The sequence below is a fragment of the Mucilaginibacter sp. genome, assembly GCF_039925265.1.
Lineage (GTDB): Bacteria > Bacteroidota > Bacteroidia > Sphingobacteriales > Sphingobacteriaceae > Mucilaginibacter.
This window is the reverse complement of record NZ_JBDSZG010000018.1, coordinates 211,776-237,408: the sequence shown is the minus strand read 5'-3', so window position 1 is coordinate 237,408 and position 25,633 is coordinate 211,776. Positions and strand designations below refer to the sequence as shown.

Below are 25,633 nucleotides of genomic sequence, written 5' to 3'. Positions count from 1 at the left end.
GAAAGGTGACGAACGTGAGCTGATTGCAATATTCAGCAAGCCGCGAAGTATCGCGGCTCTACATGAAAACCAATTTCTCTTTCAAGGGTTATCCTCTACATGGCCAAACCACTGCTGGAGTTTACAGATCGCGGCATCTACTGCGCCCAGGGGAAATTTTATATCGACCCATGGAAACCCGTGGACGATGCCGTAATTACGCACGCCCATGCCGACCATGCCTACTTTGGGCATAATAATTATTTGGCGCACCACCTCTCCCGCGAGGTAATGCTTTATCGCCTCGGCGAGATCAACCTACGTACCATCGAATACGGCGAAACCGTTACCAAGCACGGTGTGCAGATCTCTATGTACCCTGCCGGGCATGTAATTGGTTCGGCGCAGATAAGGGTGGAATATAAGGGTGAGGTTTGGGTAGTAAGCGGCGACTATAAAACCGAGGATGATGGCATCTCCACGCCGTTCGAGCCGGTTAAATGCCACCACTTTATTTCGGAATGTACCTTTGGGATGCCGGTTTATACCTGGAAACCTCAAGCGCAGATCTTTGCCGGTGTGAACGACTGGTGGCGAACCAACCTCCAAAATGGTGTAGCCACTGTCGTGGTAGGCTATTCCCTGGGTAAAGCGCAGCGCATCCTCCAAAACCTCGATCTTAACAACGGCAAAGTCTACACCCATGGCGTTATCGAAAATACAAACGAAGCCCTCCGCCGAAACGGTGTAATATTAAATCCTACAGAACGCATAACCTTCGATTCCTCTAAAGAGGAGGTACGCAAAGGGATCATCCTTGCCCCGCCATCATCCGTAGGTACACCGTGGATGCGGAAGTTCGCGCCATATAGTTTCGGTTACTGCAGCGGTTGGATGGCCATCAGGGGAGCCAAACGCCGCAGGGCGGCTGATAGGGGCATCGTACTATCAGACCATGCCGATTGGAACGGACTGGTGAGCGCAATAGATGCCACAGGCTGCGAAAGCGTTTACCTTACGCATGGTTACACCGCGTCTTTCAGCAGGTATTTAACCGAAATTGGGTTTGATGCCCACGAGGTACATACGCTTTACGGTGGCGAGGAAGAAGATGCTACCGTTACCGAAAGAGAAGAGAAAAAAGAAACCGCCCCTTCAGGCGATGTGGAAGAGGAGGACGTATCATGAAAGCCTTTGCACAGCTCTTCCTTTCTTTAGATGAGACCAATAAAACCAACGAGAAGGTTAAGGTACTGAAAGACTATTTTACCAACGTACCCGATACTGATAAAATGCACATGCTGGCTTTGTTCACCGGCAGGCGGCCCAGGCGGCAAATAAATTCCACGCTCATCCGCACCTGGGCAATGGCAGCATCCAATATCCCTGCCTGGCTTTTTGAGGAAAGTTACCACGTGGTTGGCGACCTGGCGGAGACCATGAGTTTACTAATGCCCGAAAGCCCAAACAGCAGCAGTAAAACGCTTACCGAATGGATAGCAGAGATAAACGCGCTCGCCACTAAAACCGAAGAAGAAAAAAAGAGTTGGCTGATGGCATCATGGGCGATGCTGGATAGCCAGGAACGCTTCGTATTCAATAAGTTGCTCACCGGGAGTTTCCGGGTAGGGGTTTCGCAAAGTTTGGTGATCAAAGCACTGGCAGATATTACCGGGATTGAAGCGCCCGCCCTCACGCATCGTATTATGGGTAGCTGGATGCCGGAGAATTACACTTACGACCAGCTCATTTGCGAGCAAACCGCATCAGACGATATCTCACGCCCGTACCCCTTCTTTTTGGCTTACCCCATTCAGGAAACTTCCGAAAAGCGCAAATCAGCGGAAGAAGTTGGATTGGCTTTAGGCCAGGCGGAAGATTGGCAGGCAGAATGGAAATGGGATGGCATCCGCGCGCAAATGATCAAGCGCGATGGGCAGATCTTTATCTGGAGCCGCGGGGAAGACCTCGCAACGGAAAAGTTCCCCGAACTGCACCCTTTTTTAAATGCCCTGCCGGATGGGACTGTGCTTGATGGGGAGATCTTAAGTTTTCAGAATGGCTTGCCCATGTCGTTCAGTGTGCTGCAAACCCGTATCGGGCGAAAGAACCTGAGTAAAAAGATCTTGACGGATAGCCCCGTGGCCGTAATATCATATGACTGCCTGGAGTATAAAGGCGAAGATATCCGCTATAAAACACAAGCCGAACGCCGTGTAATTTTGGAGGAATTGCAAAGCCAAACGGAGTTCCCGGAAGTGTTTAATATTTCGAGGCTGATCAGCTTCAATAGCTGGGAAGAGCTGGAAACCACCCGTGAGCAATCCCGCGCTATGATAGCTGAAGGGATTATGCTGAAACGTAAAAGCGCCGCCTACCAGGTTGGCCGCAAACGCGGCGATTGGTGGAAGTGGAAGATAGACCCGCTATCGGTTGATGCGGTGATGATCTACGCCCAAAAAGGGCACGGCCGCCGTGCCGACCTGTACACCGATTACACCTTCGCCGTTTGGGATGGTGATAAGCTGGTCCCATTCGCCAAAGCCTACAGCGGCCTTACCGATGCCGAGATAAACAAAGTAGATTATTTTGTAAAGCGCAACACTTTAGAAAAGTTCGGCCCGGTGCGTACCGTGAAACCCGAATTGGTATTTGAGATAGGGTTTGAAGGAATAAATAGATCTACGCGCCATAAATCGGGCATAGCATTGCGTTTTCCGCGTATATTGCGCTGGCGGCATGACAAGCCCAAAGAAGAAGCCGATACATTAGAAAGTTTAAAAGCCTTGTTAAATGAATAGCTGACGAGGGGTAGCCCATACGGGGCACAGGACTGAGGGTGGGTTTTTTCTACAAAAAGGTAGTCCCTAAAGGGACAGATTTGCAGCCTGGTAATAAGGTCGACCTGTGTCCCCACTAATTGCCTGCAAATAAACCATCAGAATAATAAATTTGTCTATATGTCCCGCTAGGGACTACCTGTTTGTAGCCAATGCGCCGCCTCTTTTTTTGCCCCATCGGGGCTACCCTTCGCCACCTATATCGCCGGTGTAAACTCCGTCAATTACGACGCCGCTTGTTCTGGTATAATCCTATATATCCATATCAAGGACAAATTTTCACCTCCTTAACAGGATAACCTTTCATCAATTATTTTAAATTTGATTTATCATGCCGAACACATTTACTCAACTCTATATTCATTGCGTATTTGCTGTTAAATACCGTGCCTCAGTTATTCAACCTTTATGGGAAGAAAACCTGCATAAATACATAACCGGCACGGTGCAAAACAACGGGCATAAAATGCTGGCTATTAATTCCGCATCCGACCATCTACACTTATTCATCGGATTAAATCCAAATCAATCTATTTCCGAATTAATACGTTTAGTAAAAGGAGACAGATCGGAATTCATCAACAAACAAAGATTTACAAAAAGCAAGTTTGCCTGGCAGGAAAGCTACGGGGCTTTCTCAAATAGCAAATCACAAATCGACGGTGTGATTAAATATATTCTAAATCAAAAACAACATCATCTCAAAACACCTTTTAAAGAAGAATATTTCAAATTATTAAAAGATTACGACATTGATTATGATGAACGATACATTTTTCATGACCTTATAGATTAAAACATCAAATGAATAACACCCTCCACATCCTCAACGGCGATGCCACACTGCCCGGTTTTACAGAAGCTGAAATTCCCGGCGATATAATGATATGGCGCGAAGTTTTATCGGAGGGACCGGTTATTAAAAATGTGGCTTCGGCTGCGTTTTGGCAGTTGCGCTCGGATTGGATCTGCCAGGCTTTTGGCGAAACGCCTGAAGTTTACAACGATGGCATGATCGTTCCGTTGGAAAATTTGAACGCGCCTTACGAAGAAATTAATCTTTGGTTCGAGTTCGATCTGCATTGCCAGGTAAACCTGTTGGGGGTATTGATGATGCTGAACCAGCAGACCAATCTATCGGCACCCGAGGTTTATTTGATCAGTCCATCCGAATTTCCAGGCCTCGAAAATTTTAGCGGAATGGGCGAACTAAATGGCGAACAATTGGATTATCTGTACGATAACATCCGCGTACAATTAACCGACTATGATTTTACCCTGGCTGCCGAAGCTTGGCAGCTCTATGTGGAGGAAGATGCCGGTAAACTGAAAACCTGGCTCACCGATACACCATTTTGGGGCAATATGCATAATTTAAAACCCGCAATGGAAGCGCATGTAAAACGCCTGGAATTTGATGCGGACGGTTTGAATTATATCCATCAAAAGTTGCTGGCCATTTACAAAAACGGGGCTCATTCAAAAGCGGAAATCTACCCATCCTTCTGGCAAACCGAAAAGATTTACGGCTTAGGCGATAGGCAGCTGGACATGTACCTGCAGACGCTAACAAATAAAAAACTGATCGACCTGCAATAGCGCTATAAAGCAGGCAACGTAACCGCTATGGTTGGCGTTCGTTCGCTTTCGTTCTTTAGCCTGTCGAGTGCGGTTACCACATAAAAATACGTTTTGCCCGGTTGCACGTTCGTGTCCAGGTAAACGGGTTCGGTATTGTATTGAATATGCAGAATGTTGCGCGGGTCGCCCAGATCAAACTTTTCATTCACCTGGAAACGGTAAACTACATACCCGTAAACCGGCTCGTTATCTTTCGCCGGCAACGGCATCGACCATTTTAGCAAAATACTTTTCTTCTCGGCTTTGCCAATAAAATTTTGCGGGGCGTTTGGCGGGACAGAATCTAACCATAGCATTGGCGGCGGCAGGGCGGGGTACCGGTAAAAATCCTCTTTAAGCGAATCGGCCAGGTGATTGGCATTGCCTACCAATGATTGCGACCGGAAATATACGCTCCCCTGCGCACGCGGGTTAGCGCGGATCAATCTTAATTGATTGGGTATTTCTGATGGGTTTTTATAGGCCGGGCTGCGCGGTTCGTAAAAACGGTAGGGAGCCTGGCCAACATACAGGTGCCTGTTATAAGTATTGTTGCTCCACCAGTTCAGCAGTTTTTCAAAAGGGGCCAGTCGATAGCCAATATGCCAGTAGATCTGCGGGTTGATATAATCTATCCAGCCTTCCTGCATCCACTTGCGGGTATCGGCAAAGTTTTCGATGTAAGATGAGCCGCCGTTTGTTTCAGACCCATCCGGGTGCTGGCTCCTATTGGCCCAGATGCCGAAGGGGCTGATCCCGAACTTCATGGTGGGTTTGTATTTGTGGATGCTATCGGCAAGCATGTGTATCAGCTTATCCACATTATCGCGTCGCCAATCTTTTACGTTATCAAAATCGCCACCGTATTCGGCGTAGGCATCCGCATCATTTATAGTTTGGCCCCTTGCCGGGTAGGGGTAAAAGTAATCATCCATGTGGATGCCGTCTACATCATAATTCTTCACCACATCCAATACCACCTGTACAATGTATTCGCGCACTTCAGGGATCCCGGGGTTAAAAAGTTTTATCCCTTCGTATACAAAAAACCACTCGGGCTTGGTGCGGGTGATGTGGTCTGATGCCAGTACGCTGAATTTATTATCGAAGGTGGCACGGTACGGGTTAAACCAGGCGTGCAGTTCCATATTGCGTTTGTGCGCTTCGTCTACCGCAAATTCCAGTGGGTCGTAGTCGGGCGCTTCACCTTGTTTACCGGTAAGATACTTAGACCATGGCTCGCGGCTTTTGGCGTAGAAAGCATCTGCCGCCGGTCTCACCTGGAACATAATGGCATTTATGCCTGTCTGCTGATGGCTGTTTAGCTGTGCAATAAGGTCGCGTTTTTGCACTTCGGCAGTGGCGCGCGCGTTTTGGGGCCAGTCTAAATTCACCACAGTCGCTATCCACACCCCTCTAAATTCGTATTTTGGTTCAGGTCTGGTGGCCTCTTCAGCAACAACGGCTTGTGCTATTGATTGGGTAACAATAAATGTAGAAAGCAGGGTAATAAACAGGTATTTATATAGATACATTAAGCGGATGTTTTTATTAAAAGTTGCAAAGATATAAACTCATCAGTAAGCAGTTTTATTATTATGTATAATAATTACCAGCAATTTGTGTTTTAACTCTATTGTAATTTACTTTAACCCGCTGGTTAATTTTATGTGGTTAAACAGATTTTTATACCTTAGCAATAAAAAAAGCGCTATATTTATTTTACAACCATGGTAAAACCCAGGGCTTATACGCTGGTTTAAGCTTTAGTTAAACTTTAAAAGAAACACAATGGAAAACCAATCCGGACAATCGCAGAAGAAAAATTCGAATGTCATTTATTTTTTGATAGCGGTGGTGGTAGCTCTGTTAGGCACCGATGTATACCTATACATGCAGAAGAATAAATCTGACACGAAGATAGTTTACCAGAATGATGAAAAGACCCGCCTGCAAACAGAATTGGATAGCCTTGAAGCACAGATAGAGCAGGTGAACCTTGGCCGCGCAAAAATGAGCACCGAAATGCAGGCCAAAAACGATTCGTTGAGGGCCAAGATCAAAGTGTTGAGGAAAGAATTGGCTAAAGGCAAACTTACAGTTGCGGAATTGTCGCATGCCCAGGAAGATATTAAACAACTACGTTATTTTGTTACCAAGTACACCGCTGACCTTGAAGAACTTAAGAAAGAAAACACCAACCTTACTGTTGAACGCGATACTTTAAAAACCAATCTGGCTTCGGTTAGCGAAAAAGCTACCACCCTTGAAAAAAAGACCCAGGAACTGGATGCTAAAGTTAAAGAAGCCTCGGCTATTAAGGTGGGCAGCGCGGATGTTGTGGCCTATAAAATAAAGAACAGTGGCAAAGAGGTTGAAGAGAAAAAGGCCAAAAATGCCCAAAAAATAAAAATAAACTTTACCGTAGCCAGCAACACAGTTGCCGAGAAAGGCCTGCATGATGTTTACGTTCGTGTTATAGACCCGACCGGAAACCTGATCACTCCCGCCGATAGCGGTACGTTTAGCGCAGATGCACAGGACCTGCAATACACCTATAAAACAGCTATCGACTTTAAAGATGACGGCAGCGGTTACACTATTGACTGGTTGTACTCTCCTTTCCAAAAAGGCACCTACACCGTTATTTTGTATGCCGATGGTTATACCATGGGTAAAAGCTCGTTCACTTTGAAATAGAAACCAATTTGGTTTAGCATAAAAAACGCCTGTTGCATTAATGCAGCAGGCGTTTTTGTTTTTACTCTTTGTTGTTGGTGAGACGTGGATCTTACCTTGCTCCCGGAGGGCAATGCTCTCTTAAATAGTTAGTATACATAGTGCGCAGGTGCGTGGTTGTCCCGGCACCTGCGGAGATACTGTGCGTACGGTTAGGATACAGCATCAGTTGAAACTGCCGGTTGTTTTTCACCAGCTCGTTTATCAGCTGCTCGGCATTGGTGTAGTGTACATTATCATCGCCGGTACCGTGTACGTAAAGCAAGTTTCCTTTTAAGTTTTTAGCGTAGGTTATTGGCGAGCCTTTTGTAAAAGCTGCGCGGCTTGCTTCATCTACAGGTACACCGGTATAGCGCTCCTGGTAAATATTATCATAAGTAAGCTGGTTGCCTACTGCGGCTACCGCTATGCCTGTTTTAAATATATCCCCGTATTGGAACATTAGGTTTAGGGTTGATGAACCACCACCGCTCCAGCCCCATACCGCTACGCGGGAGGTATCCAGGTAGCTGCGTTCTTTTAGCAGCTGTTTAGTGCCCATGGCGAGGTCGCGGATGTTAAGGGTGCCAATGCCTTTGTAAATGGATTTACGCCACTCACGCCCCTTCGGAACAGGTGTGCCGCGATTATCTATCGACATATAGATGTAGCCATCTTTAGCCATATCGCCGGTGTACATAAAGTTATAGCTGGTGCCGTTTTCATCCTTTACGTTTTGGCCCCATGGCTCGCCGTACACATAAAGTACGACAGGGTATTTTTTGGCAGGATCGAAGTTATCCGGCTTTTGCATCCATCCGTCCATTGTTACACCATCCTCTGAGGTTACTTTGAAGAACTCCACATTTGATTTCGACTTTGCGTCTGCCGATGCGGTTAAGGCTTTAGCCACTTTTTCGTCACCGCTAAAGGTTTTATGCCCAGGTAGCGAAACCACTTCGTTTACACCCTCGGTATAATAGTTAGAAAAAGCGTGAGTAGCGGCCTTGCCATTTGGTGATACATCATACTCATGCGTGCCCGGTTCGGTAGCCGGCGTTAAGCGTTCAGCTTTTCCGCTGCCATCCAGTTTAGTACGATACAGATATTTCTGGGTAGCGTTATCCGGCGAAGCCGAAAAATAAACATAGCCTGATTTTTCGTCTATCGCGTTTATCTGCATCACATCATAATTCCCTTTGGTGATCAGTTTCTCTTTTTTGCCATCGCGGCTGATGCGATACAAATGGCGCCATCCGTCTTTCTCGCTGGCCCACATAAACTCCTTGCCATTGTTAAACCAGTCCCAACCACCATAATAGTAATGCGACTCCCACTCGGGCAAAATATCTATCCAGGCAGCGTCGGTTTCCTGGTAAATGGTGTCGCCTTTACCGGTTGCTGCGTTTAGCATCATTACTTCGGTATGGTTTTGCGCGCGGTTCATGTGTTCAATGATCAATTCGCTGCTATTGGCGGCCCACTCCATACGCGGCACGTACGATTGCAAAACCGGGTCGGTAGGGATATCCATCCATTTGGTGCTGCCACCATCCGCGCTGATCACACCGATCTTAAAGGGAGAAGGCGCTTCGCCGGCTATGGGGTATTCTACAGGTTTTACAAATGGGTAAATGGAGTCGGTAGTGTTCAGCATCAAATAGTTTTTGGTGTTGCTGGCGTCTATTTGCCAGTAAGCAATTTTTTTGCTATCCGGACTCCAGCGGAAACCATCGCGGCAGAAAAACTCTTCCTCATAAACCCAATCAAAGGTACCGTTGATAAGCTTGGTGGTGCCGTCGGTGGTTAATTGCTTTACACTGCCATCAGCTAATGTCTCTACATAAATATTGTGCCCGCTTACGTAACCAACTTTAGTGCCATCAGGCGAGAATTTACCGAACATTAAGGAAGATGCCGGGAATTTTTCGCCCAGTTTGGTTAGTTTTTTGGCGGTAAGATCGTACACCCAATAATCGCCTCGGGTGGGGTAGCGCCATACTTTTTTTGCATTGGTGTATACCAATATCTTTTGGCCATCGGCCGATAGGTAGAAGTTGCGTACAGCAATTGGTTTTTGCCCGGCCACGGTAAGCATATCTTTGCTCAGCAGCACGGTTTTCTTATTGGCATCGCGGGTGTCAAGCACCACCACTTCGCCGCCCTGGGCTTTGTAATACTGGAAGCCATCGTTTGCCCAATGGGTGGAGGGGATTTGCGCTACTGCCGTTTGGCCGGCCATCAGCAGCGATAAAAACAGCAGTGAGGGCAAGCCCCAACAGTAATTTTTCATATCTGAATTAGATTAAACGTTTGCAGGCAATATTTGTTAACAAAACAACGCCCCGGTAAATTTTGCGTTAAATTAGCATTTTAAAGCCTTTAAATTAATACCTCTACGGATGAAAAAAATCTCTCTGCTTGTTTTAAGTTTTTTTGCCCTTGTTACTGCCCGGGCCCAAAATGCCGACCGCAGTAAATTCCTGAAGGATAGCCTGGACAGCTACATTAACCGGGCGCTTACCAATTGGAGAATCCCTGGTGCTGCGGTTTGCATTGTAAAAGATGGCAAAATAGTTTTGATGAAAGGCTACGGCATTAAAGAACTCGGGCTGATGAACAAGGTGGATGAGAACACCCTGTTTATGATAGGCAGCAACACCAAGGCGTTTACTGCCACCGCGCTGGCTATGCTGCAGGCCGATAAGAAGCTTTCGCTGGATGAAAAGGTGACCAAATATATCCCCGAATTTAAGCTGGATAACAAGGTCGCGGGCGAATTAACCATTGTAAAAGATCTGCTTTGCCATCGGTTGGGCTTCCGTACCTTTCAGGGCGATTTTACTTTTTATAATACCAATCTCGCCCGTTACGAGGTGATAGACAGGCTGGGTAAAATGAAAGCGACCTACCCCTTCCGTACTACCTGGGGCTATACCAACGCGGCATTCTTAACCGCGGGGGAAATTATCCCGAGGGTGATAGGCAAGCCCTGGGAGGTTTATTTAAAGGAAAGCATCTTTGCGCCACTGGGTATGGGCAATACCCTCGCGCTTAGCGCCGATATGCCCAAGGCGCTTAACCGCACGGTGCCGCATACCCTGGTTGATAACCGGCTAACCGCCATCCCATATTGCAATATAGATGGGCTGGCCCCGGCAGGTTCCATCAGTTCATCGGCAAATGACCTGAGCAAATGGGTAATGGCCTTGCTGAATGATGGCAAAGTGGGCAACCGCCAGGCTATCGCATCAACCGCTATACAGGCTACCCGGCAGCCCCAGGATATTGTTGGCAGCGTAAAACACCTCAATGGCGAAACCAACTATGAATTATACGGGTTGGGCTGGCAAATACAGGATTACTCGGGCCATCGCATTTTTATGCATTCGGGTGGGGTGAACGGTTACCTTACCTCGGTTACGCTGGTACCGCAGGATAAATTGGGCATTATTGTGCTCACCAATACCGATCAGAATGAACTGTACGATGCCTTACGCTGGGAAATAATGGACGCCTACTTTAAACAGAAGTTTCGCAATTACAGCGAGGTTTACCTGTCGCAATATAAAGCCGGCGCCGCCAGGCAATTGGTAACCGACCGCAAGCTGCGCGATACCATTGCCATGGCACCAAGACCCAAATTATCGCTTGACGATTATACCGGCAAATACACCAATGACTTTTACGGCAACATGGCTATCACGGCCGGTGAGAACGGCATATTGGAAATGCGTTTTGAGCACCATCCTAAAATGTACGCCAAACTACAGGCCCTGGGCGGCAACCGCTTTTACGTAACCTTTAGCGACCCAACCCTGGGTAAGGCGGTATTCCCGTTTTATGTAACCAACAATAAGGTGACCGGCGTTAGGGTTAAGGTAGCCGATTTTATAGAGTATAACCCATATGATTTTAAGAAGGTAGATTAGCGATTAATTGGATGTGTCCGCCAGATTTCGACGGTACGAACGGCCTCATACTTATTTAACACAGGTGCATAAAATAAAAAAAGGACGGCAAAACCGTCCTTTTCTGTTATCTAAACAAAATTCGCTTAGGTTAGCTTGCGCTTCACTTCTACGTTTTCGTATGCTTCTACTATGTCGCCTACTTCAATATTGTTGTAGTTGTTGATGTTCAACCCGCACTCGTAACCGGTTGCAACTTCTTTCACATCGTCTTTAAAACGTTTCAGTGAGGCCAGTTCGCCGGTGTGCACTACCACGCCATCGCGGATGATGCGGATCTTGCTGTTACGGGTAATTTTACCATCCAGTACCATACAACCTGCAATGGTACCCACCTTGCTGATCTTGAACACATCGCGGATCTCTACGTTAGCAACAATCTTCTCTTCGAAGGTTGGAGCAAGCATACCTTCCATCGCTGCTTTGATCTCGTTGATCGCATCGTAGATGATAGAGTATAACCTGATATCGATCTGCTCTGCCTCAGCCAGTTTACGCGCACCTCCCGAAGGACGTACCTGGAAACCGATGATGATCGCATCTGATGCCGAAGCCAGCAATACATCGCTTTCTGAGATCTGACCAACCGCTTTAGATATGATGTTAACCTGTATCTGCTCGGTAGAAAGTTTCAGTAACGAATCTGACAACGCCTCGATAGAACCATCCACGTCACCCTTAACGATAATGTTAAGTTCCTTAAAGTTACCAACTGCCAAACGGCGGCCAATTTCATCAAGCGTGATGTGTTTCTGCGTACGTAAGCCCTGCTCGCGTTGTAATTGTAAACGTTTGTTGGCAATTTCACGTGCTTCCACTTCGCTTTCCAGCGCGTTGAACTTGTCGCCCGCTGTTGGCGCGCCCTGCATACCCAACACCTGTACCGGTGTAGACGGGCCTGCCGAATCTACGCGTTGGCCACGCTCGTTGGTTAATGCTTTAACACGGCCGCTGTAGCAACCTGCTAATATTGGGTCGCCTACTTTTAGGCGGCCTGCCTGTACCAATACCGTAGTAACAATACCACGGCCTTTATCCAGGGCAGATTCTATTACCGTACCAACGGCACGTTTGTTAGGGTTAGCGGTAAGCTCAAGCAATTCTGCTTCAAGCAATACTTTCTCTAACAGTAACTCAATATTTAAGCCTGTTTTGGCAGAGATCTCCTGGGTTTGGTATTTACCACCCCACTCTTCTACCAATATGTTCATTGCAGATAGTTGCTCACGCACTTTATCCGCGTTAGCGCCAGGCCTGTCAATTTTGTTGAAAGCGAAGATGATTGGTGCACCTGCAGCCTGCGCGTGGTTTATGGCCTCGCGGGTTTGCGGCATCACGCTATCATCAGCAGCAATTACAATAATAACAATATCTGTTACCTGTGCACCCCTGGCACGCATGGCGGTAAACGCCTCGTGGCCCGGTGTATCCAGGAAGGTGATCTTTTTATCATCCGGCAAGGTTACTTCGTAAGCGCCGATGTGCTGGGTTATACCCCCTGCCTCACCGCCAATAACGTTGGTTTTGCGGATAAAATCGAGCAATGATGTTTTACCGTGGTCAACGTGTCCCATAATGGTCACAATTGGTGCACGCGGTATCAACTGATCCGGATTATCGGGCGTATCTAAATTCGCCTCTTCGTCCTGTGGTTTTACAAACTCTACCTGGAAACCAAACTCATCAGCAACAATGCTTAAAGTTTCGGCATCCAAACGCTGGTTGATGGATACAAACATACCCAAACTCATACAAGTGGAGATAATTTGCGTAACCGATACGTCCATCATCAAAGCCAACTCGTTTGCCGTAACAAACTCGGTAACCTTTATTACTTTGGATTGCGCATCCTGCTCCATTGCCAGTTCTTCGGCGGTTGCAGCAACATCATCACGCTTTTGACGGCGGAATTTAGCACGCTGTGCAAACTTACCCGATTTACCCGCTCCGCTTAAACGTGCAAGCGTTGCTTTGATCTGGTCTTGTATATCTTTTTCTGTTGGTTCTTCTTTAGGGCCTGTGCTTGGTGGTGAATTTCTGCCTCCGCCTCTAAAATCGGGCCTGTTACCTGCGCCGCCTCCCGGAGGGCCGCTCGGCCTGTTCCTGAAATCGGGACGGTTTGGATTGATAGGGCCGCTTGGCGGTGCCTGCTGCCCAGTGCTATTGCCACCCTGGCCGGTGCCACCTTGCGCGTCTTTACGTTTACGTTTGCGTTTGTGGTCTGCCGCGTTGCCTGCAGCATTTGATGATGATGCAACCGGGCCGCCACGCTTAGGCGTATTGCTAACCGGCAGTTGTATCTTACCAATAATTTTTGGTCCGCTAAGGCGTTCCGCGCTCGCACGGATAACGTCGTCGCCTTCCTCTGCTGCTACTGGTGCAATCGGTGCTTCTGCTACAACAGGCGCTGGCGCTACTGGTGCAGGAGTTTCTGCAACCGGGGCAACAACAACCTCTTTAACGGGCTCTGGTGCTTTTGGCGTTTCTACCTTTGGCGCTTCTGCAACCGGGGCAACAACCTCTTTAACTGGTTCCGGCGCTTTTGGCGCTTCGGCCACAGGGGCTGCTACTTCTTTAACGGGCTCGGGCGCTTTTGGCGCTTCTACCTTTGGTGCTTCTGCAACCGGGGCAACTTCTTTAACAGGCTCCGGTGCTTTTGGCGCTTCCGCCGGTTTTGCACCCAGGTTGTTCAAGTCTATTTTACCCACAACGGTAACACCAGGCAAGCCGGAGTTACTGCGGTCTTCCACCTTCGGCTGTGCCGGTTCAGCTGGTTTCGGCTTCTCGGCCGGTGCTGAAGAAAAATGACCAGTGTTTTTGATAAGAATCTCTTCGTTCTCGAAATCTCTCGAACGACGGGTTTCCACAGGTTTTTCAGGAGCCTGTCCCGGCTCTTCTTTCCTGATCTTACCAATACTTATTTGCTTGGCCTCTTCCTTAATAATTTTATCAACAGCAAACTCCTTTAACAAGGTAGTGTACATATCGTTATCCAGCTTGGCCATTGGATGCTTATCAACCTTGTGGCCTTTAGTAGCTAAGAAATCGACAAGGGTACCCATACCGATGTTCAGTTCTTTTACTGCTTTTATTAATTTTATAGATTTGTCTTCTGACATTTATTATTATTTCTCTGCTCTAATTATCGCAAAAATACGATTTTAATTTTGCTTATTCTGTTTATTCAAACTCGGCCTGCAGAATTGATAAAACTTCTTTAACTGTTTCTTCTTCCAAATCGGTACGTTTTACCAATTCGCCAACAGAAAGCGCCAATACTGATTTCGCCGTATCTAAGCCAATACGCTTAAATTCGTCCAGTATCCAGCTATCAATTTCATCTGAGAATTCTTCGATATCCACATCCTCATCATGCTCGTCCGCCTCGCGGTAAACATCAATTTCGTAACCGGTTAATTTACCGGCCAGTTTAATGTTATGGCCACCACGACCGATAGCTAACGATACCTGATCGGGCTTTAAGTAAACTGCCGCTGTTTTTTTCTCATCATCTAACTTAATAGAAGTGATCTTGGCAGGCGATAATGCACGCTGTATGTATAATTGGATGTTATTGGTATAGTTAATAACATCGATGTTCTCATTTTTCAGCTCGCGAACGATACCGTGGATACGTGATCCTTTCATACCTACGCAGGCACCAACCGGATCGATACGGTCATCGTAACTTTCTACCGCAACTTTAGCCCTTTCGCCCGGCTCGCGAACGATCTTTTTGATGGTGATCAAGCCGTCAAAAATTTCCGGTACTTCCATCTCAAACAAACGCTGTAAAAACTCAGGCGCTGTGCGCGAGATGATGATCTTAGGGTTGCTGTTCAGCATATCTACCTTACTGATGATGGCTCTTACGCTATCACCTTTCTTAAAGTAATCTGCCGGGATCTGCTCCGTTTTTGGTAATAAAAGCTCGTTGCCTTCATCATCCAATACCAAAGTTTCTTTTTTCCAAACCTGGTAAACCTCGCCGGTAACAATTTCGCCAACGCGGTCTTTATATTTTTTGAAGATCTCGTCTTTCTCCAGCTCCAGAATTTTTGAAACAAGTGTTTGGCGAGCTGCTAAAATAGCGCGGCGGCCAAAGCTTTCCAAAGTGATCTGCTCAATCTGCTCATCACCAATTTCCAGTTCGGCATCAAATGCTTTAGCCTCGATCAGTTCAACCTCCAGGTCGTCATCTTCGCTAAAACCATCTTCCACAACCACACGTGTGCGCCAGATCTCTAAGTCACCATTATCGGTATTCACGATAACGTCGCAGTTCTCATCGGTACCGTATTTTTTCCTGATCATGCTTCTGAAAACGTCTTCCAGTACGCTCATCATGGTTGGGCGATCGATGTTCTTGAAATCTTTAAATTCCTGAAAAGAATCAATTAAATTAATATTGCTCATTTTCTTACTTGAATGATATTAAAACTTTTGTCTCTGTTATGTTATCTGTAGGGATAGTGCTTTCAACAGTTTCAGCCTTTTTCCCTTTTTCTTTTATTGTTTCTTCTATGGTAATGGTACCCTCGCCAACGCTAAGCAATTTACCTTCGCGCTTTGTGCCGCCTTCCATTTTTATTTCCAGTGTGCGGCCCAGGTTTTTGGCATACTGCCTTGGCAAGGTGAGCGGGGTATCAATCCCCGGCGACGAAACCTCCAAATTATAGGCCTCTTCTATCACATTCTCTTCCTCCAGGTGGAAACCTACATGCCTGCTTATCGCGGCGCAGTCGGCTATACCAATGCCGTTATCCCCATCTACCAACACTATTAATTTACCGTTCGAATGCATTTTAACATCCACCAAAAACAAGTTTGGCATATCGGCAATTTTCTCTTCAACCAGCTCTGTTACTCTTTTTTCAATATTCATTATCGGGTCGGTTTATCTGAATGATAATTTGATCGATAAAATAAAAGAGGGGACTAAAGCCCCCTCTTTTTTAATTCGGATACAAATGTACAAAATATTTTTTATTTCAAACGCTTATTGCTTAAAAATCAAATCGGTAAATTGTGTTTGCCCCGGTCGCCTGCTGCCACGTAGGTAGTCCGAAGCTTTTTTACCGCTCTCAAAACGGTACCAGCGCACAAAGTAGGTTTGATTAGCGGCAAATGGTGTATCGGGCGTAAAAACAACAGCGCTATCCACAACCCGGTATTTGCCAGGCTGCTCGGTTTGATAGTTTTTCATGTCGGTATCTGCAGGCATGCGGTAAACGGGTACCAGCCCCTGCCAGCCTTTGCCAATAGTATCGCGGCTAACCTCGCCAATCACACCCGGGTCGAGCCCGTTAAACCGCAGCGAAGTTTTATTATTGGTTAAGGCTATGGTGATGGTGTTGGGTTGTTTTGCGGATTGCGTACAAGAGAGCAAAAAAAAGAGTCCTATGCACCCTAAAAAAGCGATTAATCGGAAAGTTTTGTGCATAGTTTATAAAATTAATTAATACAGGGTTACACCTACGTCGTAAAGGAAATTGGGTTGTGTTTTCTACAAAGCGGTAGCCCCCGATGGGGCATCTTACTTAATTCAAGAGTTACTTCCCCTTCAGCGTCTCCTCAAAAAATTTATAAATCCGTTTATATTCATCCGTCCAGCTGCTGGGTTGTACAAAGCCGTGGTCTTCTACGGGGTAGGATGCCAGCTCCCAGTTCTCTTTGTGTAGTTCTATTAGTTTTTGACTAAGGCGGATAATGTCCTGATAGTTTACGTTTTGGTCTACCATGCCATGCAGCATCAGTAGTTTGCCTTTAAGCCCGTTGGCAAAGTAAATGGGCGAACTTTGGCGGTAAGCGATATCATCCTCAAAAGGCTCGTTTAAAATATTGGAGGTGTAGCCATGGTTATAATGCGCCCAATCGGTAACCGACCGGATGGCACCACCCGATGCAAACACATCCGGTTGGGTGAACAGCGCCATAAGAGTAATAAAACCGCCATACGAGCCGCCGTATAAGCCCACATGCTTAGGGTTGATGCCATATTTATCAACTAAATATTTCACACCGTCTACCTGGTCGGTCAAATCCTTGCCGCCCATGTGGCGGTAAATGCCGGTACGCATATCGCGCCCGTAGCCCGAGCTGGCGGTGTAATCGATATCTATCACGGTGTAGCCATTATCTGCCAGCATATTGTTGAACATATACTCGCGGAAATAGCTGCTCCACCAGTAATGCACGTTTTGCAGGTAGCCCGCGCCGTGTACAAATACTACCGCTGGCTTTGCCGGGTCGGGTGTTTTGGGTTGATAAACGCGGGCATAAATATCGCTGCCATAGCGGTTTTTAAAGCTGATCACTTCCGGTTCCTTCCAGGCGTAGGAATTAAATTCTGAGGTGGTAGAGCTGGTAACCTGTACGGCTTTTGCGCCCGGTTTATTCGGCTGCACATAAAGTTCCCAGGGTTTGTTAGAATAAGAGTAACGGATGGCCAGCCATTTTTCATCCGGCGAAAGGTCTATTTCGTTACCGCCCTTCATGCTGGTGAGCTTTACGGGAGTACCACCGGTTACCGGGATCTTATAAAAATGAGTGATCCCCGGATGCTCGATGTTGGCTGTAAAATAGAAGGTTTTTTTATCGTTGGAGAGTTTTAAGGTTTGTACTTCCCATTTGCCGCTGGTGAGCTGTTTCTTCTCACCGCTTATCATATCCAACAGGTAAAGATGCGAGTAGCCGCTGGCCTCGCTTTGGTAATAAAAATGAGTATTGTCGGTAAAGCCAAGGCTGCCATTGGCGAAGAAACCGCCCGTACCCGGGCCGCCTATCCATGCTTCATCGCGCTGGCGATCTAACAGGGTTAATTTACCCGAAGCTGCATCCAGTTTCATTATCCAGCGGTCCTTATTATCCTGCGATTCTACTACCACCACCGCGTATTTGCTGTTCTCGCTCCAAACCGGTACGCCGATATCCACTTTGCGGTCGGCATTGGCTTTTTTGCGGTCTTCGAGTAGTTTGGGGTAATCTTTTAAATAGTCGGGCAAGTCTTTTATGCCGGGAATCTCTTTGGTAGAGATGGCGTAAACCGAGTCGCGTTTTAGATCAAACACATAACTAACCGAGGACGATTGCGGCGCACCCACCTTGGTACGGTTCGGAATATCCTCCGTAAAACCCGATCCGGTTACATAGTTGGGTACTATGGCGTTCTTCGCGCCCTCGGCGGGCTGTATCAGGCGGTAGGTAATATACCGGCCATCGGGACTTAGTTGTACGCTATTTACGCGCTTATCGCCGTAAACTATCTCCTTTAATTTTGAGGGTTGCATTTCCTTCCGTTCAATGCTATCCAGCTTGCGGTCTTTATCCTCCACTTTAATAATGTCGAACAATTCCAGCTGCTGTTTTTTAAGATATTTTTCCTGCTGGTTATCGGTATTCTTTTTGGCGGGATTACTTGCTGTTTTTACAAAATTGGTCAACTGTATCAACTGCCCTTTGGCGAGGCTGAGTTTATACAGGTTGTTCTCTTTGGAAAACAGGATGGCGCTTTCATCCGCAGTAAAAGTGGGAATGGCTTCGCGCTCGTTGGTGCTGGTGAGTTGGGTAATCGAACCCGATCTAAGATCCGACAAAAAGATATCCCCATTACGCTCAAAGGCTTTCAGCGTGCGTTTCTTGTTCCAGCTACCGTTTTCGGGTGCCATTTCGCGTTGTTCATCGGTGGCAACTTCCTGTGGTTTCAGGTTGGTTGGGGTGATGGAAAAAAGCCCGTCGCGCTTCTCGCTTTTGGGGTTCCAATTAAAATAGATTTTCTTACTGTCGTCGCTCCAACGGATGTTGGAGGGCGATACGCCCATCCATTTTGGGTCGCGCATGATCTTTTCGATGCTGAGGGTCTCCAGCTTTTGTGCCGATGCGCCTGCAAATACAAATAACAGTAGGGAGGTAAAGAGTTTCTTCATGAAATATAGCTTAGCCGCCGCAATTTAGCAGTTTAAGTAATATTACTATTTTTAACGATTGGATTGTTACAAATGGAAATAAAAGGCACAGGATTTACTTTACGAAACTGGCGCGAAAGCGACGCCGGCGAGTTGCAGCGCCTTGCTGATAACCCTAAAATTGGCATTAACTTGTACGACCGCTTTCCATCTCCATACAGTTTAGCAGATGCCGAATTTTTCATCGGCATAAACATTAACCAAAGCCCGCCGACAACTTTTGTAATAGATGTAGATGGCACGTTCGCCGGCACTATTGGCATCACTCTCCGCGACGATGTGTTCAGCCGGTCGCCCTTGTTTGGCTACTGGCTTGGCGAGGAATACTGGGGGCGTGGAATTATGAGTGAAGCCGCGCGACTGGTTACGCAATATGCCTTTGCTACGTTTGATATTATTTGCTTACAGGCAGGTGTTTTCGGCAGCAACCCGGCATCCATGCGCGTGCTGGAAAAAGCAGGCTACGTTAAACAGGGGATATTAAAAAACGTGGTTTTTAAACGGGGCGAGGTACTGGATGAACATATTTATATTGCGTACAGGGAATAACATTGGATTGAGCCCCGCCCTCTCCCTGCGGCCCCGATTACCAGGAAACAATTTTCTTTATTTCTTTACTATATTTAACCATGAAAAAAATCATCCCTGCCCTGTTGATATTAGCTTCAGCTGCCATCATTTCCTGCAATAATAAGGCCGCCGAAGCGGAAAAGGCAACTGCAGATTCGCTAAGCAAAGCGGCAACACAATTATCTCTTAATAAAAAGATGGTAGCAGAGTTCTACCAGGAGTTTTTTGGCGATAAAAATATTGGCGCGTTGGATAAGTATTTAGCGGAAAATTATATTCAGCATAACCCGGCGCTGCCCGATGGCAGGGAGGCTTTAAGGCAGGGCGCAACCCTGTGGTTTAAGGGCGCACCAAAAACTAAAATAGATATACAGCACCTGGCGGCAGATGGCAATTTTGTTTATATCCACCTTAAAAGCAAAATGGGCGATAAAGTGAGTTCTGTTATCGATATCTTCAGGATAGAAAACGGCAAGATAGCCGAGCACTGGGATGTAATACAGGATGTGCCCGAAAAATCGGCCAATGCGCACCCGATGTTTTAAATTAAGATTACAAATACTCCGCTAAGCTTGCCTGCAATATTTCCACCAGTTCCGGGTCGTTAAAGGGGTAAATGTCTTCAATATTCAGCACAGTAAGCGCTTTGCCATTGAGCCGGAAGTTTTGTTTGATGAGATCGCGGTGCCGGTATTCCATCACAAAGATATGGTCGGCCCAATCTATCATTTTCTGATTCAGCTTTACCCTTGCCTTATCGCTTGTGCCAGCCGAGCGGGCCTGGTGCACCGCGTGGTTTTTAAAAAGCAGTTCGGCCGTGGGGCTGCGCCATTGGTTTTTACTACAAATGAATAAGAGGTTGGGCAAGATATTACTGTTTTGGATGTCTTACTTTTTGGTCTTCGTTTATCCTGTTCCACGCCTGCATGGTGAGTACAACAAGCGTATCCTTTTTGCAATCCCAAATGGATACATACTTTTTTGACATTACATAGGCCTGGTTCAATTCGTTTTCCTTTTCGTAGAGCATCAGTGTACAAATATCGGTAGCACTCATTAATTCATCTTTTCCTACCAGGTGAGAATGCATAAGTGTCTGGCCTTTTTTATCCTTTGTATCTGCCGATATAAGGCTGTTGTGGATTCTCTTTATTGATGAGATCTCGTTTTTATCGTTTACAGATAGCAGATAATCATTCCCCAATACCACCACACCGACGGCCAAAGGCGAAGTAAGAATATAAATGCGCTTAACTCCCTTGTTAATAAAGGGTATTACATTAAAGTTGGCGTTATTGTATCGTTTAAATACGGTGTCAGTATTGAGGGCTTTAAACGCGGCCTTTCGCAATGTAAACAGGTCCTGCTCTATTGGGTTTAACGGCCTTGCTACGGTGTCTAACCGGTAGTTTTGCTGATTAAAATCTTTCCCGAACGAAATCACGCCCATCGTAACGGGCTTATCGCCTTTGGTGAAAAACACGTTTACAAGGTTATTGGCGGTTTCGTAAGAAAAATAACCACCCATCTGGTTCTGTTTCTCTTTATACTTTTCCAGGAAGATATCGGTGCCGTGCCAGGATGCCCATTCAGAGCGGTACAAGGCTTTGCCTTCAGCCATAACGCTATCGGTCAGCCGGTCTACTTCATTACGTTCTGGTTCTTTCTCCTGGGCCATCAGACTTGCTGCTGCAAACAACATCATAACCGCGACGAGGTATTTATACATGTGGTTTAGGTTTAATGCGGGAGACATTCTATTTCCCCTTTGAGCCGTTCATATAATCAAGCGTTAAATTACACAAAGCTTTTACGCCGAGGGTAAAGCCGCTCTCATCCAAATAAAAATCGGGCGTGTGGTGCGATGGCGCAGTTATCGAGTTACCGCCTTTGGGCATTCCGCCTAAAAAGAAAAAGATGCCCGGCACTTTCTGCTGAAAAAAGCTAAAATCTTCGGCACCGGTTACAGGCGGGCGCAACATTACGTTCTCTTTACCGGCAGCTGCTTCCAATGATGGCAGCATTTTAGCGGTAAGGGCCACATCGTTAAAGGTAACCGGGTAATGGTTGCTAAAGGGTAGCATTACTTCTGCTGTAGCGCCATATGCTTCGGCAGTTTTGGTGGCTATGCGGCGTACATTGTCGGTCACCAGTTTTTCGTCGTACTCGGTAAAGTAGCGCACCGTGCCCTGCATTTTTACGCTTTCGGGGATGATATTAAAACGCGAACCGCCCTGTATTACACCGATGGTAACCACAGCGGGGTTTTCGGTAACGTTTACGTTGCGGCTCACAATGCTTTGCAGGCTGCTGATGATCTGTGCCGATACCACTACAGGGTCTATACTGCTCCATGGATAAGCGCCGTGTGCCGAGCGGCCTTTAACGGTAATTTGCAAGTCGCTTACACCGGCCATGGTGCCACCCGGGCGATAAACAATTTTGCCCACTTCGGTTTGTGAGTTGATGTGCAGCCCGAAAATAACATCAACCTTTGGGTTTTCCAGTACGCCCTCTTTCACCATTTGCTCCGCTCCGCCATTTTCACCAGCCGGCGCACCTTCTTCTGCCGGCTGAAAGATGAATTTTACGGTGCCGCGCAGGTCCTTCTGCATCCCGGCCAAAACTTCGGCAACACCCATCAGGATGGCCATGTGCGAATCGTGCCCGCAGGCATGCATTACGCCAACTTCCTGCCCGTTATATTGTGTTTTTACCTTCGACGCGAAGGGAAGCGGAACCCTTTCGGTAACCGGCAGCGCGTCCATATCGGCGCGCAGGGCTACCACCGGACCAGGCTTGCCGCCTTTTAATATGCCGACAACGCCTGTGGTAGCAATACCGGTTTGTACCTCTATCCCCAATGATTTTAAATGTTTGGCAATAATGCCCGATGTGCGGACCTCGCGGTTACCCAGTTCGGGGTGCTCGTGAAAATCGCGTCGCCAGGCTATAATTTTATCCTGCAGGGCATCTGCTTTGGCACTAATGGCTTTGTTGGAAGCGCTGTTTTGTGCTGAAGCGGTTAGCGAAACCGCGGTTAGGGCGAGCAGGAGAAGTTTTTTCATCGGGACGGGGTTGGTAATTTTTCTAAATATAAATATTTATAGGAAAAATAAAGGGGGATGTGTTTATTTGCTTAAATATGCCAACACCCGGCGTATTTGCCCGGGCTTCTATTACATAGGGCTGTTATTGACACGTTATTACGCCGGATGGAGAAACGGGCAGGTGCCTGCAAGTCGATAGGTGGTTAACCAATAGGTAAATATGTGCGCGTTTATATGTTAACCCTGTGAATTTTTAAATATTTGATTATCAATTATTTAAAAATTTTTTGTTAAAATTGTGTTAAGTTGTGTTAACCCTAATTGCTGCCACTGGGAGGCGCTGTATTAAGCGAAAAGAAATTAGTAGTAAGTTGATAATCTTCCGGGGATCCACCCAAAACAAAAAAGCGCCCTGTTCATCACAAGGCGCTCTTAGCTATATTTTTTTATTGATTAGTTAGTAAAGCTCAGCAGATCGATGGTAAATACCAGTACCGAATTGGCAGGGATGCCCGCGCCAGGCGAACTGTTACCATAAGCCAATGCCGATGGCACGATCAGCAACATTCGGCCGCCCGGTTTTAAAAAGGGAATACCTTTTTGCCAGCCTTGTATAAAGCCATTTAATGGGTAAGTAGTGTTGGTGCCTTTATCAAACTGAGAACCATCTAACAATTTGCCTACATAATTTACAGTAACAGTAGATGTTAGTACCGGGTTAGAACCGCTACCCGGGGTAATGATCTGGTAATAAACGCCCGATGCATCTTTTGTGGCGGTAATAGTTGGGTTAGCAGTAAGGAAGGCCTGTATAGCTGTTTCGTCTTTTGCGGCTTGCGCGGCAGCATCAAACTTTGCTTCTTTTTTACAGGCGGAGCAACCGATTATAAATAAACTAAGGACTAATAAATATCTTTTCATATACAAGGGTAACGGGAAAAGTTAAGATAATGATACAGTTGTTTTTATTTTTAGCTCGTTCATCTGCGCATCTGCAATGGTTGATGGCGAATCTATCATCACGTCGCGGCCCGAATTATTCTTAGGGAAGGCGATCACATCGCGGATAGAATCAAGCCCGGCAAAGATAGAGGTAAGCCTGTCGAACCCGAACGCGATACCGCCATGCGGAGGTGCGCCGTACTCAAAGGCATCCATTAAAAAGCCAAACTGTTTCTGCGCTTCTTCCGGTGAAAAGCCGAGATGCTTAAACATCAGCGATTGCAGGGCTCTGTCGTGGATCCGAATGCTGCCACCGCCGATTTCGGTACCGTTGATCACTAAATCGTATGCATTGGCACGTACGTTTTTAGGGTCCGTATCCAGCATTGCAATGTCCTCCGGTTTTGGTGACGTGAAGGGGTGGTGCATGGCATGGTAACGCTCAGTTTCTTCGTCCCACTCCAGCAGCGGGAAATCGAGCACCCAAAGCGGCGCGAATTTGTTCTTATCGCGTAAGCCTAAACGGCCGCCAATCTCAAGGCGTAATTCGTTCAGTTGCTTGCGAACTTTATCTGTAGAGCCGGACAGGATCAATATCAAATCGCCTTTTTCTGTTTGGAAAGCAGCGCTCCATTTGGCCAGTTCTTCTTCGTTGTAAAATTTATCTACCGATGATTTGATTGTTCCGTCTTCGTTGTGGCGGGCATAAATTAAGCCGGTAGCGCCAATTTGAGGGCGTTTCATCCACTCGGTTAGTTCATCAATTTGCTTGCGGGTGTAACCGGCGCAACCTTTTGCGTTGATCCCAACAACCAGTTCGGCATTATCAAAAATGCTGAAGCTTTTGCCTTTTACCACATCGTTCAGTTCCACAAACTCCATCCCAAAACGAGTATCCGGTTTATCAGAACCGTATAAACGCATGGCGTCGGCGTATTGCATGCGAGGGAAATCGCCAAGTTCTAAACCTTTTACGTTACGGAACAGGTGGCGGGTAAGGCCCTCAAAAATATTAAGGATATCTTCCTGGGTGATGAACGACATCTCGCAGTCGATCTGTGTAAACTCCGGCTGGCGGTCGGCACGCAGGTCCTCATCCCTAAAGCATTTTACAATTTGGAAGTAACGGTCGAACCCGCTTACCATCAACAATTGTTTAAAGGTTTGCGGCGATTGCGGCAGGGCGTAAAACTCGCCCGGGTTCATACGGCTTGGTACCACAAAATCGCGTGCGCCTTCGGGTGTAGATTTAATCAGCACCGGGGTTTCCACCTCGATGAAGTCCAATCCATCCAAATACTTGCGGATCTCCTGCGCCATTTTATGGCGTAAAACGAGGTTGTTACGAATAGGGTTGCGGCGCAGATCCAGGTAGCGGTATTTAGCGCGCAGCTCTTCGCCGCCATCGGTTTCGTCCTCAATTAAAAACGGAGGTATTTTAGAGGCGTTCAAAATTTCCAGTTCGGTAACGGTAATTTCAATTTCGCCGGTAGCAATTTTTGTGTTTTTGTTAGAACGCTCTACCACCTTGCCGGTAACTTTAATTACAAACTCGCGGCCCAGCTGGCGACCGGCTTCGCGCAGGTCGGCATCGGTATCGGTGTTTAAAACAAGTTGGGTAAGGCCGTAGCGGTCGCGTACGTCAATAAAAGTGGTACCGCCCAAATCGCGCGATTTTTGCACCCATCCGCAAAGGGTAACAGTTTCCCCTAAATTGCTGATATTTAATTGCCCGCAGGTATGTGTTCTAAGCATAATTCCTTTTTAAAAAGTTTGCAAAAGTAATATTTTTTGAGATATGAGATGTGAGATATGAGATATGAGAGCAAAGAAAGTTTAGAATAGCGAGCGCAAATATCGGTACGACGCGGATTTTTCTCAAATCTAATGTCTCACATCTCACATCTTATTCCCTATATTTGCCCCATAATTCTCAAGGGGTGCCTTGCTTTGGTGTACTAAAAATAATCTGCAGGTTA

General features: G+C 46.7%; 20 protein-coding genes. 8 read left to right on the top strand and 12 right to left on the bottom strand.

Annotation, left to right across the window (positions count from 1 at the left end; genetic code table 11):
• Nucleotides 1–99 precede the first annotated feature (99 nt).
• From ABIX36_RS10150 to ABIX36_RS10135, 4 genes are all read left to right on the top strand, one after another.
• Nucleotides 100–1,167 (top strand): ligase-associated DNA damage response exonuclease, encoded by a 1,068-nt coding sequence (locus tag ABIX36_RS10150; RefSeq protein ID WP_348082055.1) that lies wholly within the window; start codon nt 100–102, stop codon nt 1,165–1,167.
• Nucleotides 1,164–2,780 carry an ATP-dependent DNA ligase gene (locus ABIX36_RS10145; protein WP_348082054.1) on the top strand — a complete coding sequence of 539 codons (1,617 nt, stop codon included), beginning with the start codon at nt 1,164–1,166 and terminating at the stop codon, nt 2,778–2,780. Before ABIX36_RS10150 ends, ABIX36_RS10145 begins: the two co-directional genes overlap by 4 nt.
• A 370-nt stretch (nt 2,781–3,150) precedes the next feature.
• A complete protein-coding gene (tnpA, locus tag ABIX36_RS10140; RefSeq protein ID WP_348082053.1) occupies nt 3,151–3,615 on the top strand; it encodes an IS200/IS605 family transposase in 465 nt (154 codons plus the stop codon).
• Between the two features lie 8 nt (nt 3,616–3,623).
• Complete coding sequence (locus tag ABIX36_RS10135) at nt 3,624–4,418, top strand: hypothetical protein (protein ID WP_348082052.1); 795 nt, start codon at nt 3,624–3,626, stop codon at nt 4,416–4,418.
• A gap of 2 nt (nt 4,419–4,420) precedes the next feature.
• Here ABIX36_RS10135 and ABIX36_RS10130 read toward each other — a convergent pair whose 3' ends face one another.
• Nucleotides 4,421–5,974: a family 10 glycosylhydrolase gene (locus ABIX36_RS10130; RefSeq protein WP_348082051.1), complete on the bottom strand. Its 1,554-nt coding sequence runs from the start codon at nt 5,972–5,974 to the stop codon at nt 4,421–4,423.
• Nucleotides 5,975–6,230: 256 nt separating this feature from the next.
• Here ABIX36_RS10130 and ABIX36_RS10125 point away from each other — a divergent pair, with 256 nt between their 5' ends.
• Complete coding sequence (locus tag ABIX36_RS10125) at nt 6,231–7,139, top strand: hypothetical protein (RefSeq protein ID WP_348082050.1); 909 nt, start codon at nt 6,231–6,233, stop codon at nt 7,137–7,139.
• Between the two features lie 91 nt (nt 7,140–7,230).
• On the opposite strand, the gene ABIX36_RS10120 is transcribed toward ABIX36_RS10125, so the two are convergent.
• Nucleotides 7,231–9,450, bottom strand: a complete 2,220-nt coding sequence (locus tag ABIX36_RS10120; RefSeq protein WP_348082049.1) for a S9 family peptidase — start codon at nt 9,448–9,450, stop codon at nt 7,231–7,233.
• Nucleotides 9,451–9,559: 109 nt separating this feature from the next.
• On the opposite strand from ABIX36_RS10120, the gene ABIX36_RS10115 reads away from it, so the two are divergent.
• Entirely contained in the window at nt 9,560–11,089 is a 1,530-nt protein-coding gene (locus ABIX36_RS10115) for a serine hydrolase (RefSeq protein ID WP_348082048.1), read from the top strand.
• A 125-nt stretch (nt 11,090–11,214) separates the two neighbouring features.
• Here the strand turns inward: ABIX36_RS10115 and infB are convergent, their stop codons facing one another.
• The 5 genes from infB to ABIX36_RS10090 form a co-directional block, all read right to left on the bottom strand.
• A complete protein-coding gene (gene infB, locus ABIX36_RS10110) occupies nt 11,215–14,247 on the bottom strand; it encodes a translation initiation factor IF-2 (protein WP_348082047.1) in 3,033 nt (1,010 codons plus the stop codon).
• Nucleotides 14,248–14,308: 61 nt separating this feature from the next.
• The gene (gene nusA / locus ABIX36_RS10105) at nt 14,309–15,544 is read right to left on the bottom strand and encodes a transcription termination factor NusA (RefSeq protein ID WP_348082046.1); all 1,236 of its coding nucleotides are present in this window, start codon (nt 15,542–15,544) and stop codon (nt 14,309–14,311) included.
• A 4-nt stretch (nt 15,545–15,548) separates the two neighbouring features.
• The gene (gene rimP, locus ABIX36_RS10100; protein WP_348082045.1) at nt 15,549–16,013 is read right to left on the bottom strand and encodes a ribosome assembly cofactor RimP; all 465 of its coding nucleotides are present in this window, start codon (nt 16,011–16,013) and stop codon (nt 15,549–15,551) included.
• Nucleotides 16,014–16,127: 114 nt separating this feature from the next.
• Nucleotides 16,128–16,571, bottom strand: coding sequence for a hypothetical protein (locus ABIX36_RS10095; RefSeq protein WP_348082044.1), 444 nt, complete (start codon nt 16,569–16,571; stop codon nt 16,128–16,130).
• 109 nt (nt 16,572–16,680) lie between these two features.
• Nucleotides 16,681–19,053, bottom strand: coding sequence for a prolyl oligopeptidase family serine peptidase (locus tag ABIX36_RS10090; RefSeq protein WP_348082043.1), 2,373 nt, complete (start codon nt 19,051–19,053; stop codon nt 16,681–16,683).
• A 72-nt stretch (nt 19,054–19,125) separates the two neighbouring features.
• Between ABIX36_RS10090 and ABIX36_RS10085 the strand changes: the two genes are divergently transcribed.
• Both ABIX36_RS10085 and ABIX36_RS10080 read left to right on the top strand, forming a co-directional pair.
• Nucleotides 19,126–19,641 carry a GNAT family protein gene (locus tag ABIX36_RS10085; protein ID WP_348082042.1) on the top strand — a complete coding sequence of 172 codons (516 nt, stop codon included), beginning with the start codon at nt 19,126–19,128 and terminating at the stop codon, nt 19,639–19,641.
• 80 nt (nt 19,642–19,721) lie between these two features.
• A complete protein-coding gene (locus ABIX36_RS10080; RefSeq protein WP_348082041.1) occupies nt 19,722–20,207 on the top strand; it encodes an ester cyclase in 486 nt (161 codons plus the stop codon).
• A gap of 7 nt (nt 20,208–20,214) precedes the next feature.
• Here the strand turns inward: ABIX36_RS10080 and ABIX36_RS10075 are convergent, their stop codons facing one another.
• From ABIX36_RS10075 to aspS, 5 genes are all read right to left on the bottom strand, one after another.
• Entirely contained in the window at nt 20,215–20,529 is a 315-nt protein-coding gene (locus ABIX36_RS10075; protein WP_348082040.1) for a protein tyrosine phosphatase, read from the bottom strand.
• Between the two features lie 4 nt (nt 20,530–20,533).
• On the bottom strand, nt 20,534–21,391 hold the full coding sequence (locus tag ABIX36_RS10070) for a hypothetical protein (protein ID WP_348082039.1): 858 nt from the start codon (nt 21,389–21,391) through the stop codon (nt 20,534–20,536).
• 28 nt (nt 21,392–21,419) lie between these two features.
• Complete coding sequence (locus tag ABIX36_RS10065; protein ID WP_348082038.1) at nt 21,420–22,730, bottom strand: amidohydrolase; 1,311 nt, start codon at nt 22,728–22,730, stop codon at nt 21,420–21,422.
• 435 nt (nt 22,731–23,165) lie between these two features.
• Nucleotides 23,166–23,633 (bottom strand): FKBP-type peptidyl-prolyl cis-trans isomerase, encoded by a 468-nt coding sequence (locus ABIX36_RS10060; RefSeq protein WP_348082037.1) that lies wholly within the window; start codon nt 23,631–23,633, stop codon nt 23,166–23,168.
• Between the two features lie 21 nt (nt 23,634–23,654).
• On the bottom strand, nt 23,655–25,409 hold the full coding sequence (gene aspS / locus ABIX36_RS10055; RefSeq protein WP_348082036.1) for an aspartate--tRNA ligase: 1,755 nt from the start codon (nt 25,407–25,409) through the stop codon (nt 23,655–23,657).
• Nucleotides 25,410–25,633 lie beyond the last annotated feature (224 nt).